The organism is Enterobacter sp. BNK-34 (assembly GCF_048684445.1).
Lineage (GTDB): Bacteria > Pseudomonadota > Gammaproteobacteria > Enterobacterales > Enterobacteriaceae > Enterobacter > Enterobacter pseudoroggenkampii.
The window spans coordinates 1-18,359 of record NZ_JBLQUA010000001.1 but is presented as its reverse complement, the minus strand read 5'-3'; the positions used below and the strand labels follow the sequence as shown (position 1 = coordinate 18,359).

The 18,359-nt window shown below is 53.5% G+C and carries 13 protein-coding genes, 1 tRNA gene, 3 rRNA genes and 1 other annotated feature; of the genes, 10 read left to right on the top strand and 7 right to left on the bottom strand.

What is annotated here, in order from left to right:
- Positions 1-7 precede the first annotated feature (7 nt).
- From dgcN to ACMGG5_RS00075, 3 genes are all read right to left on the bottom strand, one after another.
- Positions 8-1,228 carry a diguanylate cyclase DgcN gene (gene dgcN / locus ACMGG5_RS00085; RefSeq protein WP_024908340.1) on the bottom strand — a complete coding sequence of 407 codons (1,221 nt, stop codon included), beginning with the start codon at positions 1,226-1,228 and terminating at the stop codon, positions 8-10.
- On the bottom strand, positions 1,221-1,772 hold the full coding sequence (locus tag ACMGG5_RS00080; protein WP_194266141.1) for a YfiR family protein: 552 nt from the start codon (positions 1,770-1,772) through the stop codon (positions 1,221-1,223). The genes dgcN and ACMGG5_RS00080 overlap by 8 nt, the downstream gene beginning before the upstream one ends.
- A gap of 138 nt (positions 1,773-1,910) precedes the next feature.
- Positions 1,911-2,285, bottom strand: a complete 375-nt coding sequence (locus tag ACMGG5_RS00075; protein WP_024908342.1) for a DUF2799 domain-containing protein — start codon at positions 2,283-2,285, stop codon at positions 1,911-1,913.
- A gap of 214 nt (positions 2,286-2,499) precedes the next feature.
- Here ACMGG5_RS00075 and aroF point away from each other — a divergent pair, with 214 nt between their 5' ends.
- The 3 genes from aroF to ACMGG5_RS00060 are packed head-to-tail and all read left to right on the top strand — an operon-like array spanning position 2,500 to position 5,636.
- A complete protein-coding gene (gene aroF / locus ACMGG5_RS00070; RefSeq protein WP_024908343.1) occupies positions 2,500-3,570 on the top strand; it encodes a 3-deoxy-7-phosphoheptulonate synthase AroF in 1,071 nt (356 codons plus the stop codon).
- Between the two features lie 11 nt (positions 3,571-3,581).
- Positions 3,582-4,703 (top strand): bifunctional chorismate mutase/prephenate dehydrogenase, encoded by a 1,122-nt coding sequence (tyrA, locus tag ACMGG5_RS00065; RefSeq protein WP_024908344.1) that lies wholly within the window; start codon positions 3,582-3,584, stop codon positions 4,701-4,703.
- Positions 4,704-4,763: 60 nt separating this feature from the next.
- Positions 4,764-5,636, top strand: a complete 873-nt coding sequence (locus tag ACMGG5_RS00060) for an SMP-30/gluconolactonase/LRE family protein (protein WP_157189610.1) — start codon at positions 4,764-4,766, stop codon at positions 5,634-5,636.
- Here the strand turns inward: ACMGG5_RS00060 and pheA are convergent.
- The 4 genes from pheA to bamD all read right to left on the bottom strand — a co-directional run bounded on the left by pheA (position 5,633) and on the right by bamD (position 8,407).
- Positions 5,633-6,793 carry a bifunctional chorismate mutase/prephenate dehydratase gene (gene pheA / locus ACMGG5_RS00055; RefSeq protein ID WP_032646893.1) on the bottom strand — a complete coding sequence of 387 codons (1,161 nt, stop codon included), beginning with the start codon at positions 6,791-6,793 and terminating at the stop codon, positions 5,633-5,635. The genes ACMGG5_RS00060 and pheA overlap by 4 nt on opposite strands.
- A gap of 30 nt (positions 6,794-6,823) precedes the next feature.
- Positions 6,824-6,949: a sequence feature (Phe leader region), on the bottom strand.
- Complete coding sequence (gene pheL / locus ACMGG5_RS00050) at positions 6,901-6,948, bottom strand: pheA operon leader peptide PheL (protein WP_100249759.1); 48 nt, start codon at positions 6,946-6,948, stop codon at positions 6,901-6,903. It overlaps the preceding feature by 48 nt.
- Before the next feature lie 110 nt (positions 6,950-7,059).
- On the bottom strand, positions 7,060-7,401 hold the full coding sequence (gene raiA, locus ACMGG5_RS00045) for a ribosome-associated translation inhibitor RaiA (RefSeq protein ID WP_003863162.1): 342 nt from the start codon (positions 7,399-7,401) through the stop codon (positions 7,060-7,062).
- A gap of 268 nt (positions 7,402-7,669) precedes the next feature.
- Positions 7,670-8,407 carry an outer membrane protein assembly factor BamD gene (gene bamD, locus ACMGG5_RS00040; protein ID WP_023308867.1) on the bottom strand — a complete coding sequence of 246 codons (738 nt, stop codon included), beginning with the start codon at positions 8,405-8,407 and terminating at the stop codon, positions 7,670-7,672.
- Positions 8,408-8,538: 131 nt separating this feature from the next.
- Between bamD and rluD the strand changes: the two genes are divergently transcribed.
- The 7 genes from rluD to rrf all read left to right on the top strand — a co-directional run bounded on the left by rluD (position 8,539) and on the right by rrf (position 18,353).
- Positions 8,539-9,519 carry a 23S rRNA pseudouridine(1911/1915/1917) synthase RluD gene (gene rluD / locus ACMGG5_RS00035; protein ID WP_023308866.1) on the top strand — a complete coding sequence of 327 codons (981 nt, stop codon included), beginning with the start codon at positions 8,539-8,541 and terminating at the stop codon, positions 9,517-9,519.
- Positions 9,516-10,247: a purine nucleoside phosphorylase YfiH gene (gene yfiH, locus ACMGG5_RS00030; protein WP_090418264.1), complete on the top strand. Its 732-nt coding sequence runs from the start codon at positions 9,516-9,518 to the stop codon at positions 10,245-10,247. The genes rluD and yfiH overlap by 4 nt, the downstream gene beginning before the upstream one ends.
- A gap of 129 nt (positions 10,248-10,376) precedes the next feature.
- Complete coding sequence (gene clpB / locus ACMGG5_RS00025) at positions 10,377-12,950, top strand: ATP-dependent chaperone ClpB (RefSeq protein ID WP_420277287.1); 2,574 nt, start codon at positions 10,377-10,379, stop codon at positions 12,948-12,950.
- Positions 12,951-13,380: 430 nt separating this feature from the next.
- Positions 13,381-14,922: ribosomal RNA gene (locus tag ACMGG5_RS00020) — 16S ribosomal RNA — on the top strand.
- A gap of 85 nt (positions 14,923-15,007) precedes the next feature.
- Positions 15,008-15,083 (top strand) — tRNA-Glu (locus tag ACMGG5_RS00015).
- Between the two features lie 183 nt (positions 15,084-15,266).
- A 23S ribosomal RNA gene (locus tag ACMGG5_RS00010) occupies positions 15,267-18,170 on the top strand.
- Positions 18,171-18,237: 67 nt separating this feature from the next.
- Positions 18,238-18,353 (top strand): 5S ribosomal RNA (rrf, locus tag ACMGG5_RS00005).
- The 16S, 23S and 5S rRNA genes sit together here with 1 tRNA gene alongside, the layout of an rRNA operon.
- Positions 18,354-18,359: the final 6 nt, after the last annotated feature.

Below are 18,359 nucleotides of genomic sequence, written 5' to 3'. Positions count from 1 at the left end.
TTCCTTTCTAACTTATTGTTTTCGTACGCTGGTTTTTAACCTGGTACATGTTGCGGTCAGCCCTCTCCAGTAATGCTTCCACGGAAGCATTTTCCCACGCCAGAGCAAAGCCAATGCTGAGTGACATCGATGCTTTTTGTCCGTTATGAAGATCAAACGGACGGATAAATTGCTGCGAAAGCGCAGCACAAATGTGTTGAACCTCAAGCTCAGAGTGCACGCCGTACAGCACCATGGCGAATTCGTCACCGCCAAGCCGGTATGCCTGGTGACGTTTGTCGCCAAACTCCATCATCCTGCTGGCGACTTCAATCAGCACGCAGTCTCCTGCCGCGTGTCCCCAAGTGTCGTTAATAAACTTAAAATTATCACCGTCGAGGAAGAGCAGGGCCGAGTTTGTTTTGGCTGAAGGGTCGTTCATTAAGGCTGCAATGCTGTTACGAAATGCCGCACGGTTGGCAAGACCGGTAAGCGGGTCGTGCATGGCGGTACGCAACAGCTGGGCGTTTTTCGCCTGCAGCTTGAGCTGCCACTCTTCCATTTCATCCAGAAGACTGTTGAAGTCCTCGCCAAACTGGTGAAATTCTTCGATACGGCCATCTTTCACCCGGCGGGAGAAGTTGCGGTTCGTGCGTACGTCATGCACGACGTCGGTAATGTTCTGCAGGGCCGTAACCATCCCACGATGCAAAGACTGGGTAATGATGAACGCGACGACGGCGGCAAAGAGAATGCAGCCGGTCAGAACGGCAAACGACATCCAGATGAAATGGCTGATCAGACTGTCACGCGCGGTAAGGCGGATTTCGCCGATCGTTAAGCCGTTATGCATGATGGGCTGCGCAACCGGTACGGGGAAAAGCCAGCGGCTGACCAGTGCCCCAAGCGTGTCGTTGTTATCTTCCGGGTTCCAGGACCAATAGGCGAACCGCTTTTTATGCGCGTTAATCACCTCGGCCACGGCAAACTGCCCCTGTTTGCCCAGGGCGGCAAGCGTTTCGCTGGCCGCCAGCGAGTCGTTGAAAACCAGCGAGGCTTCCAGGCTGTGGCTCATTGTGGCGCCGGTTAATTCGAGATTCTTTTGCGCGTATTGTTTTAAGGTTACGACGGAGGCAAAACAGAGCAACAGCCATATTAACGTCATGGTGATAATGACGCTTATCATGCTGTTTCGCCTCAATGTTCTTTTAAACGTCGGACGTGATGTTGAAGTGAAATCTTTATCCATGCTGCTTATTCCGTGCCAGCATTAATACATCCGGATTGACTCTTACGCCACTGCGCGTCAATGCATCCAGGTTGACGGAAAACCGTACCTGGCCGCGATCGATCATCAGGCAAAAGGCACTGCCAATTACACATTCCGGATTTTGCTCTGAGATTAATAGCAACGCTCTGCCCTGATATTGACTTATTAATTCAAGTTGTTTTGCCGGTGATTCAGATCCGAAATAAATCGCATCGCACGTCGCGGCCAGGGCTTCCCGATCGTTATGTACAATAACGGGGGTATAAGGTAACTCGTTGTGCCCTTCGTCGCCGCTGAGGGCATGCGTATAGTGAGAAGTGGCGTAGACGCAGAGTTTAGGTTGCCCGGTAAGTGACGGCCATCGCGTATAGCTCACAATGCCTGAGACAATTGAGCGTACTGATTTATCCGTTTCCGTAAGTGCGCCTGCCGTCGTTGGGCCCACCATAAGGAACAGCATTAACACCAGAGTGAGTCGGAATAAAGAGATCAAGAATGAATTTCTCACCAGAATCCGCCACATCGCTCCGGAAATAGACGTCCTTAAGAGTTGCGGGCAGAATACCATTGTTTATCAGATCCGTCATTATGTCAGAAATAGCATGAGGCCAACCTAAGCTAAATCCTACTGTTGTGTATTTTCCGGTGGATAAAAACAGACTTAATTGAGTCTGCTGGAGCGCATACTTTCATCCATCCCTTTCTGCCATGACGCACGCAGTGTTGCCGCGTTTTCGGCAGTATCGCAGCTGGCAGGGAAAGATTTCCCTGCTAATCCCCAGGCATGAATAAATCCTTCTTCGCAGACTTTCTTCTGACCATCGGCATAGCCGCGAAGATATTCACTACGATCGACGTGCGTGTCGTTAAAACTATCGGCCAGGGCCTGGTTATCTTTAACCGGCAGGCCATTCATGGCGTCTTCTTTACCGGCATCAAACCAGGATGGGCTGGTCCAGTCGGGCTGGAAGGTGTAAGGATTGATCTGACAGCCCGTTAAAAACAGCGACAACAGCGCGAGAGCAATTGAACGCATAGCCATTCTCCTTTTTTCTTCAGCATAGCCTGGCTAAAGAAAATCTGTCTGTAATTTAAAGTTTACGTTTTTATCGGCTGATTTTTGCAATAAATTGGCATGTGTAAACTAATCTGTACGTATTTTGGATTGAAATGTTTACTTTTTATGGTATCGTGGTCTCACCTCATCGAGGAAAACAACTATCGCAAACGAGCTTTACAGGATCGCCATCATGCAAAAAGACGCGCTGAACAATGTACATATCACTGACGAACAGGTTTTAATTACTCCGGATCAACTGAAAGCAGAATTTCCGCTGAGCGTCGCGCAGGAGGCTCAGATTGAGCACTCTCGTCAGACCATTTCTGACATTATCGCCGGCCGCGATCCGCGCCTGCTGGTGGTATGCGGTCCTTGCTCCATTCACGATCCTGAAACCGCCATTGAGTACGCTCGTCGATTTAAAACATTAGCGGAGGAGGTCAGCGATAGCCTCTATCTGGTGATGCGCGTCTATTTTGAGAAGCCACGTACTACCGTCGGCTGGAAAGGGTTGATTAACGATCCGCACATGGATGGCTCGTTTGATGTGGAAGCAGGCCTGAAGATTGCGCGTCGCCTGCTGGTGGAGCTGGTCAGCATGGGGCTGCCGCTGGCAACCGAAGCGCTGGATCCTAATAGTCCTCAATACCTGGGCGATCTGTTCAGCTGGTCCGCGATTGGCGCGCGTACCACGGAATCGCAAACCCACCGCGAGATGGCGTCGGGCCTGTCGATGCCGGTTGGTTTTAAAAACGGTACCGATGGCAGCCTGGCGACGGCGATCAACGCCATGCGTGCTGCCGCCATGCCGCACCGTTTTGTCGGTATCAACCAGGCGGGCCAGGTATGCCTCCTGCAAACGCAGGGCAACCCCGATGGCCATGTGATCCTGCGCGGCGGGAAAGCCCCGAACTACAGCCCGGCGGACGTGGCGCAGTGTGAAAAAGAGATGGAGCAGGCGGGACTGCGCCCGGCACTGATGGTAGATTGCAGTCATGGTAATTCGAATAAAGATTACCGTCGCCAGCCAGCGGTTGCGGAATCTGTGGTCGCACAGATCAAAGATGGTAACCGTTCGATTATCGGTCTGATGATTGAGAGCAATATTCATGAAGGCAATCAGTCATCTGAACAACCGCGCAGTGCCATGAAGCATGGCGTCTCCGTGACGGATGCCTGCATCAGCTGGGAGACTACCGATGCGCTGCTGCGTGAGATCCACAAAGATTTGAACGGCCAGCTGGCGACGCGTCTGGCTTAAGAGGTTTAGTTATGGTTGCTGAATTGACCGCACTGCGCGATCAAATTGATGAAGTGGATAAGGCGCTGCTGGATCTGCTGGCGCGCCGTATGGCGCTGGTTGCCGAAGTGGGTGAGGTGAAAAGCAAATACGGCCTGCCGATTTACGTCCCGGAGCGCGAGGCCTCCATGCTGGCCTCCCGTCGTAAAGAGGCGCAGGCGCTGGGCGTTTCTCCGGACCTGATAGAAGATGTTCTGCGTCGCGTGATGCGGGAGTCCTATTCCAGCGAAAACGACAAGGGCTTTAAAACTCTCTGCCCGTCCCTGCGTCCGGTGGTGATTGTCGGCGGTGCAGGGCAGATGGGGCGTCTGTTTGAAAAAATGCTGACGCTGTCTGGCTATCAGGTGCGCATTCTGGAAAAAGAGGACTGGGCGCAGGCACCGGAACTCATGAAAGATGCCGGGATGGTTATCGTCAGCGTGCCGATCCACGTGACGGAGCAGATCATCGAAAAGCTGCCTCCTTTGCCGAAAGATTGCATCCTGGTGGATCTGGCCTCTGTCAAAAATGGTCCGCTGCAGGCCATGCTGGCTGCACATACCGGCCCGGTACTGGGCCTGCACCCAATGTTTGGCCCGGACAGCGGCAGCCTGGCTAAGCAGGTGGTGGTTTACTGCGATGGTCGTCAGCCGGAAGCCTATCAGTGGTTCCTGGAGCAGATTCAGGTATGGGGTGCGCGACTGCACCGCATCAGCGCGGTCGAGCACGATCAGAACATGGCGTTCATTCAGGCGCTGCGCCACTTTGCGACGTTTGCCTACGGCCTGCATCTGGCGGAAGAGAACGTGCAGCTTGAACAGCTGCTGGCACTCTCTTCACCGATCTATCGTCTGGAGCTGGCGATGGTCGGCCGCCTGTTCGCGCAGGATCCGCAGCTGTACGCGGACATTATTATGTCCTCCGAGAACAACCTGGCGCTGATCAAGCGCTACTATCAGCGCTTTGGGGAAGCCATTACGCTGCTGGAGCACGGAGACAAGCAGGCGTTTATCGACAGCTTCCGCAAGGTCGAGCACTGGTTTGGCGATTACGCGCAGCGCTTCCAGAGTGAGAGCCGGACGCTGTTGCGCCAGGCAAATGACAGTCGCCAGTAATGCGATGATGTATATACTGAAAGCCAGCATTGCTGGCTTTTTTCATTTTGGGGAACTGTCATGGCCGAACCGCAGCTGCTGTTGAATTATACCGGGCATTTGCCTGAATGCCCGACGTGGAGCGTAGAAGAGCGCGCGCTCTACTGGGCCGATATTCTTGAAGGGGAGATCCACCGCTACCATCTGCCGACGGCGGAACACACCGTGCTTTCTTTCCACGAGGAGGTGGGCTGTTTCGCGCTGCGCGAGCGCGGCGGGTTTATCGTCGCCATGCGCAATGGCATCTGGCTTGCCGATAAGCATGGCCTTCTGCAGCGCAAGGTGTGCGACAACCCCTCTAACCCGCAGCTGGCGCGTTTTAACGATGGGGGTACCGACCATCAGGGCCGGTTCTATGCGGGCACGTTCTGGGGGCCGGGAGATTACAACGGCGCCCTGCTGATGCGCATCGACAACGACCTGACGCCGAAGGTGATCCAGTGCGATATCCACGGGCATAACGGCTTAGCGTTTAGCCCGGACAAGCAGTGGATGTTTACCTCAGACACGCCAAACGGTGTGATTTACCGTACCCCGCTTGATGAGCAGGGCGAACCCGGCAGGCGCGAGGTGTTTCGTCAGTTTAAAGAGAGTGAAGGGATTCCGGACGGCGCGGCGATGGACGTGGAAGGCTGCTACTGGAGCGCGCTGTTTGACGGCTGGCGGATTGCGCGTTTTTCACCGCAAGGGGAGCAACTGGAAGAATACCGCATGCCGGTACGTTGCCCGACGATGGTCTGCTTTGGCGGCGATGACATGAAAACGCTGTTTATTACCACCACGCGGGAAAATATGGATGCAGAAGAGGTGGCGAAGTATCCGCTCTCCGGCGCCATCTTCACCCTGCCGGTTAACGTGGCAGGGATGAAGAAAAGCCGCTTTATCGAACGTTAGCTCGGATCGACCGGGACGACGTTTTCGCTCGGGTAGCAGCCCAGCACCTTCATGGAACGTGTGATCTCGCCCAGCTCGCGCAGGGCTTTCTGCATGGAAGCAGACTCGAGGTTGGCCTGGATATCGAGGTAGAACATCTCTTCCCACGGGTTACCGTGGATCGGACGTGATTCCAGCTTCGTCATGATCAGGTTGTGATTACGCAGCACCAGCAGGGCTTCAACCAGCGCACCGGCCTGCTGGCCGGTGGCCATCAGCAGCGTGGTTTTAGCCGGTACCTGGTCAGACACATTGATTGCCTTGCGGGCCAGCACCACGAAGCGGGTAATGTTTTGTGTCTGGTTTGCCAGGTTGCGTTCCAGCACCTGTAAACCATACAGCGCGCCGCCCGCTTCGCTGCCGAGCGCCGCGACGGTGGGGGAGTTCGCCTGCGCCACTTTTTCCATCGCCGCCGAGGTGCTCTCGGTGTACTCAATTTTCCAGTTCGGATAGCGGTTCAGGAACTGGCTGCACTGCTGGAACGGCTGCGGGTGGCTGTAGACCGTTTCGATCGTGTTCAGGTCCGTTGAGCCGGAGACCAGCACGCAGTGATCGATAGGGATCGTCAGCTCGCCGACTAGCGACAGGCTGGTGTGCTGCAGCAAGTCGTAGACGTCGTTGATGGCGCCGGAGCTGGTGTTCTCAATCGGCACCACGGCGTAATCCGCCTGACCGGTTTCGACCTGGTTAAAAATGTCGGCAAACTTCGCGCAGCCGCTTTCAATAAATTCTTCGAAATGGCGTGCGGCATACTGACGTGCGGCCAGGTGAGAATAGGAGCCCTTGGGCCCGAGGAAGGCGATACGCGCAGAGTGTGGATTGGTTTTATTGAGATGCTGCTGGAGTAGCGCTTGCTGGGTCAGAACGGAGTCTTCGATGATGAGCTGGAACAACCGGGTAATGTAGTGGGCATCGAGGTGATGCGCTTTACCGAGCTGGATCAGACGCTCCAGCAGATCCCGCTCGCGGTCGATATCACGAACCGGGCGATGGGAGTCCAGTTTGGCTTTGCCCACTTCAACGGCAAGAGTACGGCGTTCGGCCAGCAGCGCCAGCAGTTTCTCATCCAGCGCGCTGATTTTTACGCGCAGATCCAGTAACGGGTTTTCCGGTGTCATAGTGTTGCCTGTCTCATTTTATCGTTATCAATAAAAAAGGCCCCCCGGTGTGGGAGGCCTTGTTGTTCGTCTTCGCATTCTTTATCACACGACGAAACGCCTCCCGTTCAGGGGAAGGTAAAAAAGAATGCGAAGAAGAACGGCGTAAGTTTCATAAAGTCATCCTGTGAGTGATACCGTTAAAGTACCCGTACTGTTTTCACCCTGTCAATAAAAAACAAAAAACGCGCCCGAAGGCGCGTTGGCGGTACACTCAATTTAAAGGATTACTCTTCTTCAACTTCTTCCGCGAAGCTGGCGTCTTTCACCGATGTTGCGGCGCGACGGGCTTCACCTTTGTGTTGCACTTTATTGAGCTGCCGTTCCAGCTTGTTGATCAAATCGTTAATAGCGGTGTACATATCCTCGTGTTTTGCGCTGGCGACCAGATGGCCGTTTGGAGTATTGATAGTTGCGTCAGCGATGAAACCCTGCGGCTCCTTGGACAGGATGATATGTGGATTAATCAAATGTGTTTGCCATTTATCCAGTTTGGCGAGACGGTCTGCGACGTGCTGGCGAATTGCCGGAGTAATTTCCATTTGTTTACTGGTAATGTTCATTGTCATAAATTTTACCTCTTGTCTTTCCGTCTTGGTGATTCCAGCATACCCGACCTAATGTCAAAATGTGTGATTTAGATCACGTTATTTTGTCGGTTTTTGTCAGGGAATCTTTTTTGTGAGGCAGGGCAGGAAGAGGCGAGATTTACCTTGTAGAAGGCATAAATTGGGGCCATAGTTGACAGGATGTGTTGAGGCTAACGCGTTTCAGCGACGCTCAGAAACGAATAAAAAAACGGCAGCCTTCGGGCTGCCGTTTTGCATTGAGGCAAAATCAGGTGTTGCTGCTGTTCGCGGCGATGATTTTCGCCACTTTTTCAGCCTGAGCGGTCATCTGCATCTGACGGTAAGCATTTTCCATCAGCTTCAGGCCGTCGCGCGTTGCCTGAGTATCCGGATAATCTCGCAGCATACCTTCTACGCGGTTAACCACGGCAACCCATGCGCCACGGCGGGTATAGTATTCCGCCACGGAGTATTCATATTTCGCCAGACGATCTTTCAGGAACACCAGACGCTTGGTGGCGTCGGTCACGTACTGACTGTTCGGATAGCCGCGCACCAGTTTGGAGAAGTCATTGAAGGCATCACGCGCATGCTGCGGGTCACGGTCGGAACGATCCACGCCGAAGAAGCCCTGCAGCGCACTGTCGTCCAGCGCCATGTTGGTAAGACCGCGCATGTACATCACGTAGTCGATGTTAGGATGAGTTGGGTTCAGACGCATGAAACGATCGATGGTTGCCTGAGCCAGCGGCAGATCGGCATTTTTATAGTATGCGTAGATGAGATCTAACTGTACCTGCTGCGAATACGGACCAAATGGATAGCGATTATCCAACGCTTCCAGTTGCGTTATCGCCTGTTTCCAGTTACCGTCCTGCAACTTTTGTTGTGCAGTCGCATAGATTTCATTCGGCGGATTGTCAGGGACCTGTTCATTTGAACCGGAGCAGCCCACCAAAGCCAGGCTCAACGTGGCCGCTGCCACCAGATATTTCATGCGCGTCATGACGTTTTGACTTTCCTCAAATGTTTGTCCGGGAGAAACTCTGTTCCTGCTCCCGATTAAGACCAGCTACAATAGCACACTATATTAAACGGCAAAGCCGTAAAACCCAACGTTAAACGAAGAAGCAGTTTATGGCACAACGAGTAGAACTCACCGCAACAGTCTCCGAAAATCAGCTCGGTCAACGCTTAGATCAGGCTTTGGCCGAATTGTTCCCTGATTATTCGCGTTCACGCATAAAAGAATGGATCCTTGACCAGCGCGTGCTGGTAAACGGCAAGATCTGGGACAAACCAAAAGAGAAAGTGTTAGGTGGGGAAGCTGTCGCCATCAATGCTGAAATCGAAGAGGAAATCCGCTTCGAGCCGCAGGATATCCCACTGGACATCGTCTATGAAGATGATGACATTCTGGTGATCAACAAGCCGCGCGACTTGGTTGTTCATCCGGGCGCGGGGAACCCTGACGGTACGGTACTTAACGCACTTCTCCATTACTATCCACCGATCGCGGATGTCCCGCGCGCGGGCATCGTGCACCGTCTGGATAAAGACACTACCGGTCTGATGGTGGTGGCGAAGACCGTTCCTGCTCAGACCCGTCTGGTGGAATCGCTGCAGCTGCGCGAAATCACCCGTGAGTATGAAGCGGTAGCCATTGGGCATATGACCTCTGGCGGAACGGTGGAGGAGCCTATCAGCCGTCACCCAACCAAACGTACCCATATGTCGGTGCATCCGATGGGTAAACCGGCGGTGACGCACTATCGCATTATGGAACACTTCCGTATTCATACGCGCCTGCGTCTGCGTCTGGAAACCGGGCGTACTCACCAGATCCGCGTGCATATGGCCCACATTACCCATCCGCTGGTGGGGGATCAGGTCTACGGTGGCCGTCCGCGTCCGCCTAAAGGCGCATCGGATGAGTTCATCAGCGTATTGCGTAAATTCGATCGTCAGGCGCTGCACGCGACGATGCTGCGTCTTTACCATCCTATCACCGGCATTCAGATGGAGTGGCATGCGCCTATCCCTCAGGATATGGTGGATCTTATTGACGCCATGCGTGCTGATTTTGAAGAACATAAGGATCAAGTGGACTGGTTATGACCAAACTGATTGTCCCGGAGTGGCCATTGCCTGCTGGCGTGGCTGCCTGCAGTTCAACCCGCACTGGCGGTGTTAGCCAGGGCGCGTGGGAGTCATTGAACCTCGGTGCGCACTGTGGTGACAACCTGGAACACGTGGAAGAGAACCGCAGGCGTCTGTTTGCTGCGGGGAACTTGCCGTCGAAGCCAGTCTGGCTGGAACAGGTTCACGGCAAGGCGGTGCTGAAGTTGACGGGAGAACCCTATGCTTCTAAACGCGCTGATGCCTCTTACAGCAATACTCCGGGAACCGTTTGTGCCGTAATGACCGCCGATTGTCTGCCAGTGCTGTTCTGCAACCGTGCAGGTACCGAGGTGGCTGCAGCACACGCGGGCTGGCGTGGACTGTGTGAAGGCGTGCTGGAAGAAACCGTCGCCTGTTTTAAGGATGAGCCCGCCAATATTATGGCCTGGCTTGGCCCGGCCATTGGTCCTCGCGCTTTTGAAGTGGGCCCAGAGGTCCGCGACGCCTTTATGGATAAAGATCCGCAAGCGGTGGACGCCTTCCTGCCTTCTGGAGATAAATATCTGGCCGATATTTACCAGCTTGCGCGTCAGCGTTTGAATAACGTGGGCGTAACGCAGATCTCCGGCGGCGATCGCTGCACATTCACCGAAAAGGGTGATTTTTTCTCTTATCGCCGAGACAAGACCACTGGTCGTATGGCAAGTTTTATTTGGCTGATATAACCTAAAGAATCAAGACGATCCGGTACGTGCCGTTTTCTTTTCACATAATTCAGGTCATTAACCTTGAATAATTGAGGGATGACCTCATTTAATCTCCAGTAGCAAATTTGACCTGTTATGGGAGGAGTTATGCGTCTGGATCGTCTTACTAATAAATTCCAGCTTGCTCTCGCCGATGCCCAGTCCCTCGCACTGGGGCACGACAACCAATTTATCGAACCTCTTCATTTAATGAGCGCCTTGCTGAATCAGGAAGGGGGATCGGTACGTCCTTTATTAACGTCCGCTGGCATTAATGCTGGCCAGTTACGCACCGCTATCGATCAGGCGCTGAGCCGTTTGCCGCAGGTCGAAGGGACCGGCGGCGACGTTCAGCCGTCGCAGGATCTGGTGCGCGTGCTGAACCTTTGCGACAAGCTGGCGCAAAAACGTGGGGACAACTTTATTTCGTCAGAGCTATTTGTTCTGGCGGCGCTTGAATCACGCGGTACCTTGACCGACCTGCTGAAATCTGCCGGTGCGACCACCGCCAATGTGACTCAGGCGATTGAGAAAATGCGCGGAGGTGAAAGCGTGAACGATCAGGGAGCCGAAGACCAACGTCAGGCTTTGAAGAAATTTACGGTCGATCTGACCGAGCGTGCTGAACAGGGCAAACTTGACCCGGTTATCGGCCGTGATGAAGAAATCCGCCGTACCATTCAGGTACTGCAGCGTCGTACCAAGAACAACCCGGTGCTGATTGGTGAACCGGGTGTCGGTAAAACCGCCATTGTTGAAGGGCTGGCGCAGCGTATCGTCAACGGTGAAGTGCCGGAAGGCCTGAAGGGCCGCCGCGTGCTGGCGCTGGACATGGGCGCGCTGGTGGCCGGTGCGAAATACCGCGGCGAGTTCGAAGAGCGCCTGAAAGGCGTGCTTAACGACCTGGCGAAGCAGGAAGGCAACGTCATTCTGTTTATCGATGAACTGCACACCATGGTCGGCGCGGGTAAAGCAGACGGCGCGATGGATGCCGGGAATATGCTGAAACCTGCGCTGGCGCGCGGTGAGCTTCACTGCGTCGGTGCCACTACGCTGGACGAATATCGTCAGTACATTGAGAAAGATGCTGCTCTTGAGCGTCGTTTCCAGAAAGTGTTTGTTGCTGAACCAAGCGTTGAAGATACCATCGCGATCCTGCGTGGTCTGAAAGAGCGCTATGAACTGCACCACCACGTGCAGATCACTGACCCGGCCATCGTTGCGGCGGCGACGCTTTCGCATCGTTATATTGCTGACCGTCAGTTGCCGGATAAAGCGATCGACCTGATTGATGAAGCGGCGTCGAGCATTCGTATGCAAATTGACTCGAAGCCGGAAGAGCTGGACCGACTCGACCGACGCATCATTCAGCTCAAGCTGGAACAGCAGGCGCTGAAGAAAGAGTCTGATGAAGCCAGTAAGAAACGCCTCGATATGCTCAATGAAGAACTGGACGATAAAGAGCGCCAGTATTCTGAGCTGGAAGAAGAGTGGAAAGCCGAGAAAGCATCCCTTTCCGGCACGCAGACCATCAAAGCTGAACTCGAACAGGCAAAAATTGCCATTGAGCAGGCTCGCCGTGTCGGCGATTTGGCGCGGATGTCTGAACTGCAGTACGGCAAAATTCCTGAGCTGGAAAAACAGCTTGAGATAGCGACGCAGTCAGAAGGGAAAACGATGCGTCTGTTACGTAATAAGGTGACGGATGCAGAAATCGCGGAAGTGCTTGCTCGCTGGACCGGTATTCCGGTGGCGCGCATGCTGGAAGGCGAGCGTGAAAAACTGCTGCGCATGGAGAACGATCTCCACAATCGTGTGATTGGTCAGAACGAAGCGGTTGAAGCGGTATCGAACGCTATTCGCCGTAGCCGTGCGGGGCTTTCCGATCCTAATCGTCCAATCGGTTCGTTCCTGTTCCTGGGGCCAACCGGTGTCGGTAAAACCGAGCTGTGTAAAGCGCTGGCTAACTTTATGTTCGACAGCGACGATGCGATGGTGCGTATCGACATGTCCGAGTTTATGGAGAAACACTCCGTCTCGCGTCTGGTCGGTGCGCCTCCGGGATATGTCGGTTATGAAGAAGGCGGTTACCTGACGGAAGCGGTTCGCCGTCGTCCTTATTCCGTCATCCTGCTGGATGAAGTGGAAAAAGCACACCCGGATGTGTTCAACATCCTGTTGCAGGTGCTGGATGATGGGCGTCTGACCGACGGGCAGGGGAGAACGGTCGACTTCCGTAATACGGTTGTCATTATGACCTCGAACCTGGGTTCTGATTTGATTCAGGAACGTTTCGGTGAACTGGACTACAGCCATATGAAGGATCTGGTGCTCGGTGTGGTGAGCCATAACTTCCGTCCGGAGTTCATCAACCGTATTGATGAAGTGGTGGTATTCCATCCTCTGGGTGAGAAACACATTGCGTCGATTGCGCAGATCCAGCTGCAGCGTCTGTACAAACGTCTGGAAGAACGTGGATATGAAATTCACATCTCCGACGAGGCGCTGAAGCTGCTGAGCGAGAATGGTTACGATCCGGTTTACGGTGCGCGTCCATTGAAACGTGCTATCCAGCAGCAGATCGAAAACCCACTGGCGCAGCTGATCCTCTCCGGAGAGTTAATTCCAGGCAAAGTTATTCGTCTGGAAGCCAACGACGATCGCATTGTGGCAGTGCAGTAAGTCACAAAACGCAAAAACGAGCCGCTTGCGGCTCGTTTTTGTTTAAAAACCAGGCGAAAATTGAGGTCTGGAGTCGGTTTTGCCTGGAAAGTGAGCAGTCAGTAAATAAATTTCACTTTATCCTTGCAGGTTCGGAATTACTCCCTATAATGCGCCTCCACTGACACGGAACAACGGCACGCACGCCGCCGGGTCAGCAGAGAATAGCGAAAATAAACGCTTGACTCTGAAGCGGGAAAGCGTAATATACGCCACCTCGCAACGGTGAGCGAAAGCCGCGTTGCACTGCTCTTTAACAATTTATCAGACAATCTGTGTGGGCACTCAAAGTGACATGGATTCTTAATGTCTTCGGACAATAAATGAATACCAAGTCTCTGAGTGAACATACGTAATTCATTACGAAGTTTAATTCACGAGCATCAAACTTAAATTGAAGAGTTTGATCATGGCTCAGATTGAACGCTGGCGGCAGGCCTAACACATGCAAGTCGAGCGGTAGCACAGGAGAGCTTGCTCTCTGGGTGACGAGCGGCGGACGGGTGAGTAATGTCTGGGAAACTGCCTGATGGAGGGGGATAACTACTGGAAACGGTAGCTAATACCGCATAACGTCGCAAGACCAAAGAGGGGGACCTTCGGGCCTCTTGCCATCAGATGTGCCCAGATGGGATTAGCTAGTAGGTGGGGTAACGGCTCACCTAGGCGACGATCCCTAGCTGGTCTGAGAGGATGACCAGCCACACTGGAACTGAGACACGGTCCAGACTCCTACGGGAGGCAGCAGTGGGGAATATTGCACAATGGGCGCAAGCCTGATGCAGCCATGCCGCGTGTATGAAGAAGGCCTTCGGGTTGTAAAGTACTTTCAGCGGGGAGGAAGGCGGTGAGGTTAATAACCTCATCGATTGACGTTACCCGCAGAAGAAGCACCGGCTAACTCCGTGCCAGCAGCCGCGGTAATACGGAGGGTGCAAGCGTTAATCGGAATTACTGGGCGTAAAGCGCACGCAGGCGGTCTGTCAAGTCGGATGTGAAATCCCCGGGCTCAACCTGGGAACTGCATTCGAAACTGGCAGGCTAGAGTCTTGTAGAGGGGGGTAGAATTCCAGGTGTAGCGGTGAAATGCGTAGAGATCTGGAGGAATACCGGTGGCGAAGGCGGCCCCCTGGACAAAGACTGACGCTCAGGTGCGAAAGCGTGGGGAGCAAACAGGATTAGATACCCTGGTAGTCCACGCCGTAAACGATGTCGACTTGGAGGTTGTGCCCTTGAGGCGTGGCTTCCGGAGCTAACGCGTTAAGTCGACCGCCTGGGGAGTACGGCCGCAAGGTTAAAACTCAAATGAATTGACGGGGGCCCGCACAAGCGGTGGAGCATGTGGTTTAATTCGATGCAACGCGAAGAACCTTACCTACTCTTGACATCCAGAGAACTTAGCAGAGATGCTTTGGTGCCTTCGGGAACTCTGAGACAGGTGCTGCATGGCTGTCGTCAGCTCGTGTTGTGAAATGTTGGGTTAAGTCCCGCAACGAGCGCAACCCTTATCCTTTGTTGCCAGCGGTTAGGCCGGGAACTCAAAGGAGACTGCCAGTGATAAACTGGAGGAAGGTGGGGATGACGTCAAGTCATCATGGCCCTTACGAGTAGGGCTACACACGTGCTACAATGGCGCATACAAAGAGAAGCGACCTCGCGAGAGCAAGCGGACCTCATAAAGTGCGTCGTAGTCCGGATTGGAGTCTGCAACTCGACTCCATGAAGTCGGAATCGCTAGTAATCGTAGATCAGAATGCTACGGTGAATACGTTCCCGGGCCTTGTACACACCGCCCGTCACACCATGGGAGTGGGTTGCAAAAGAAGTAGGTAGCTTAACCTTCGGGAGGGCGCTTACCACTTTGTGATTCATGACTGGGGTGAAGTCGTAACAAGGTAACCGTAGGGGAACCTGCGGTTGGATCACCTCCTTACCTTAAAGAACCTGCCTTTGCAGTGCTCACACAGATTGTCTGATGAAAAGTAAATAGCAAGGCGTCTTGCGATTGAGACTTCAGTGTCCCCTTCGTCTAGAGGCCCAGGACACCGCCCTTTCACGGCGGTAACAGGGGTTCGAATCCCCTAGGGGACGCCACTTGCTGGTTCGTGAGTGAAAGTCACCTGCCTTAATATCTCAAAACTCATCTTCGGGTGACGTTTGAGATATTTGCTCTTTAAAAATCTGGATCAAGCTGAAAATTGAAACGACACATCTTAAATGGTGTGTTCGAGTCTCTCAAATTTTCGCAATCAGAAGTGAAACATCTTCGGGTTGTGAGGTTAAGCGACTAAGCGTACACGGTGGATGCCCTGGCAGTCAGAGGCGATGAAGGACGTGCTAATCTGCGAAAAGCGCCGGCGAGGTGATATGAACCTTTGACCCGGCGATGTCCGAATGGGGAAACCCAGTGTGTTTCGACACACTATCGTTAACTGAATACATAGGTTAACGAGGCGAACCGGGGGAACTGAAACATCTAAGTACCCCGAGGAAAAGAAATCAACCGAGATTCCCCCAGTAGCGGCGAGCGAACGGGGAGCAGCCCAGAGTCTGAATCAGCTTGTGTGTTAGTGGAAGCGTCTGGAAAGTCGCAGGGTACAGGGTGATACTCCCGTACACGAAAATGCACAGGTTGTGAACTCGAAGAGTAGGGCGGGACACGTGGTATCCTGTCTGAATATGGGGGGACCATCCTCCAAGGCTAAATACTCCTGACTGACCGATAGTGAACCAGTACCGTGAGGGAAAGGCGAAAAGAACCCCGGCGAGGGGAGTGAAAAAGAACCTGAAACCGTGTACGTACAAGCAGTGGGAGCACCTTCGTGGTGTGACTGCGTACCTTTTGTATAATGGGTCAGCGACTTATATTCTGTAGCAAGGTTAACCGTATAGGGGAGCCGAAGGGAAACCGAGTCTTAACTGGGCGTTAAGTTGCAGGGTATAGACCCGAAACCCGGTGATCTAGCCATGGGCAGGTTGAAGGTTGGGTAACACTAACTGGAGGACCGAACCGACTAATGTTGAAAAATTAGCGGATGACTTGTGGCTGGGGGTGAAAGGCCAATCAAACCGGGAGATAGCTGGTTCTCCCCGAAAGCTATTTAGGTAGCGCCTCGTGAACTCATCTTCGGGGGTAGAGCACTGTTTCGGCTAGGGGGCCATCCCGGCTTACCAACCCGATGCAAACTACGAATACCGAAGAATGTTATCACGGGAGACACACGGCGGGTGCTAACGTCCGTCGTGAAGAGGGAAACAACCCAGACCGCCAGCTAAGGTCCCAAAGTCATGGTTAAGTGGGAAACGATGTGGGAAGGCACAGACAGCCAGGATGTTGGCTTAGAAGCAGCCATCATTTAAAGAAAGCGTAATAGCTCACTGGTCGAGTCGGCCTGCGCGGAAGATGTAACGGGGCTAAACCATGCACCGAAGCTGCGGCAGCGACACTATGTGTTGTTGGGTAGGGGAGCGTTCTGTAAGCCGTTGAAGGTGTGCTGTGAGGCATGCTGGAGGTATCAGAAGTGCGAATGCTGACATAAGTAACGATAAAGCGGGTGAAAAGCCCGCTCGCCGGAAGACCAAGGGTTCCTGTCCAACGTTAATCGGGGCAGGGTGAGTCGACCCCTAAGGCGAGGCCGAAAGGCGTAGTCGATGGGAAACAGGTTAATATTCCTGTACTTGGTGTTACTGCGAAGGGGGGACGGAGAAGGCTATGTTAGCCGGGCGACGGTTGTCCCGGTTTAAGCATGTAGGCGGAGGTTCCAGGTAAATCCGGTACCTTTTAACGCTGAGGTGTGATGACGAGGCACTACGGTGCTGAAGTAACAAATGCCCTGCTTCCAGGAAAAGCCTCTAAGCATCAGGTAACATCAAATCGTACCCCAAACCGACACAGGTGGTCAGGTAGAGAATACCAAGGCGCTTGAGAGAACTCGGGTGAAGGAACTAGGCAAAATGGTGCCGTAACTTCGGGAGAAGGCACGCTGATATGTAGGTGAAGCCCCTGCGGGTGGAGCTGAAATCAGTCGAAGATACCAGCTGGCTGCAACTGTTTATTAAAAACACAGCACTGTGCAAACACGAAAGTGGACGTATACGGTGTGACGCCTGCCCGGTGCCGGAAGGTTAATTGATGGGGTTAGCGGCAACGCGAAGCTCTTGATCGAAGCCCCGGTAAACGGCGGCCGTAACTATAACGGTCCTAAGGTAGCGAAATTCCTTGTCGGGTAAGTTCCGACCTGCACGAATGGCGTAATGATGGCCAGGCTGTCTCCACCCGAGACTCAGTGAAATTGAACTCGCTGTGAAGATGCAGTGTACCCGCGGCAAGACGGAAAGACCCCGTGAACCTTTACTATAGCTTGACACTGAACACTGGTCCTTGATGTGTAGGATAGGTGGGAGGCTTTGAAGCGTGGACGCCAGTCTGCGTGGAGCCGTCCTTGAAATACCACCCTTTAATGGCTGGTGTTCTAACGTAGACCCGTAATCCGGGTTGCGGACAGTGTCTGGTGGGTAGTTTGACTGGGGCGGTCTCCTCCCAAAGAGTAACGGAGGAGCACGAAGGTTAGCTAATCCTGGTCGGACATCAGGAGGTTAGTGCAATGGCATAAGCTAGCTTGACTGCGAGAGTGACGGCTCGAGCAGGTGCGAAAGCAGGTCATAGTGATCCGGTGGTTCTGAATGGAAGGGCCATCGCTCAACGGATAAAAGGTACTCCGGGGATAACAGGCTGATACCGCCCAAGAGTTCATATCGACGGCGGTGTTTGGCACCTCGATGTCGGCTCATCACATCCTGGGGCTGAAGTAGGTCCCAAGGGTATGGCTGTTCGCCATTTAAAGTGGTACGCGAGCTGGGTTTAGAACGTCGTGAGACAGTTCGGTCCCTATCTGCCGTGGGCGCTGGAGAATTGAGGGGGGCTGCTCCTAGTACGAGAGGACCGGAGTGGACGCATCACTGGTGTTCGGGTTGTCATGCCAATGGCACTGCCCGGTAGCTAAATGCGGAAAAGATAAGTGCTGAAAGCATCTAAGCACGAAACTTGCCCCGAGATGAGTTCTCCCTGAGACTTTAAGTCTCCTGAAGGAACGTTGAAGACGACGACGTTGATAGGTCGGGTGTGTAAGCGCAGCGATGCGTTGAGCTAACCGATACTAATGAACCGTGAGGCTTAACCTTACAACGCCGAAGGTGTTTTGGCGAAGACAGAGACGATTTTCAGCCTGATACAGATTAACAGAATTTGCCTGGCGGCTTTAGCGCGGTGGTCCCACCTGACCCCATGCCGAACTCAGAAGTGAAACGCCGTAGCGCCGATGGTAGTGTGGGGTCTCCCCATGTGAGAGTAGGGAACTGCCAGGCATCAAT

Excerpts from the sequence above, each read along its gene's own strand:
- pheA (WP_032646893.1), bottom strand. The coding sequence starts at position 6,793 with ATGACACCGGAAAACCCGTTACTGGATCTGCGCGTAAAAATCAGCGCG.
- dgcN (WP_024908340.1), bottom strand. The coding sequence starts at position 1,228 with ATGGATAAAGATTTCACTTCAACATCACGTCCGACGTTTAAAAGAACA.
- bamD (WP_023308867.1), bottom strand. The coding sequence starts at position 8,407 with ATGACGCGCATGAAATATCTGGTGGCAGCGGCCACGTTGAGCCTGGCT.
- ACMGG5_RS00060 (WP_157189610.1), top strand. The coding sequence starts at position 4,764 with ATGGCCGAACCGCAGCTGCTGTTGAATTATACCGGGCATTTGCCTGAA.
- tyrA (WP_024908344.1), top strand. The coding sequence starts at position 3,582 with ATGGTTGCTGAATTGACCGCACTGCGCGATCAAATTGATGAAGTGGAT.
- raiA (WP_003863162.1), bottom strand. The coding sequence starts at position 7,401 with ATGACAATGAACATTACCAGTAAACAAATGGAAATTACTCCGGCAATT.
- yfiH (WP_090418264.1), top strand. The coding sequence starts at position 9,516 with ATGACCAAACTGATTGTCCCGGAGTGGCCATTGCCTGCTGGCGTGGCT.
- ACMGG5_RS00080 (WP_194266141.1), bottom strand. The coding sequence starts at position 1,772 with ATGTGGCGGATTCTGGTGAGAAATTCATTCTTGATCTCTTTATTCCGA.
- aroF (WP_024908343.1), top strand. The coding sequence starts at position 2,500 with ATGCAAAAAGACGCGCTGAACAATGTACATATCACTGACGAACAGGTT.
- rluD (WP_023308866.1), top strand. The coding sequence starts at position 8,539 with ATGGCACAACGAGTAGAACTCACCGCAACAGTCTCCGAAAATCAGCTC.
- clpB (WP_420277287.1), top strand. The coding sequence starts at position 10,377 with ATGCGTCTGGATCGTCTTACTAATAAATTCCAGCTTGCTCTCGCCGAT.
- ACMGG5_RS00075 (WP_024908342.1), bottom strand. The coding sequence starts at position 2,285 with ATGCGTTCAATTGCTCTCGCGCTGTTGTCGCTGTTTTTAACGGGCTGT.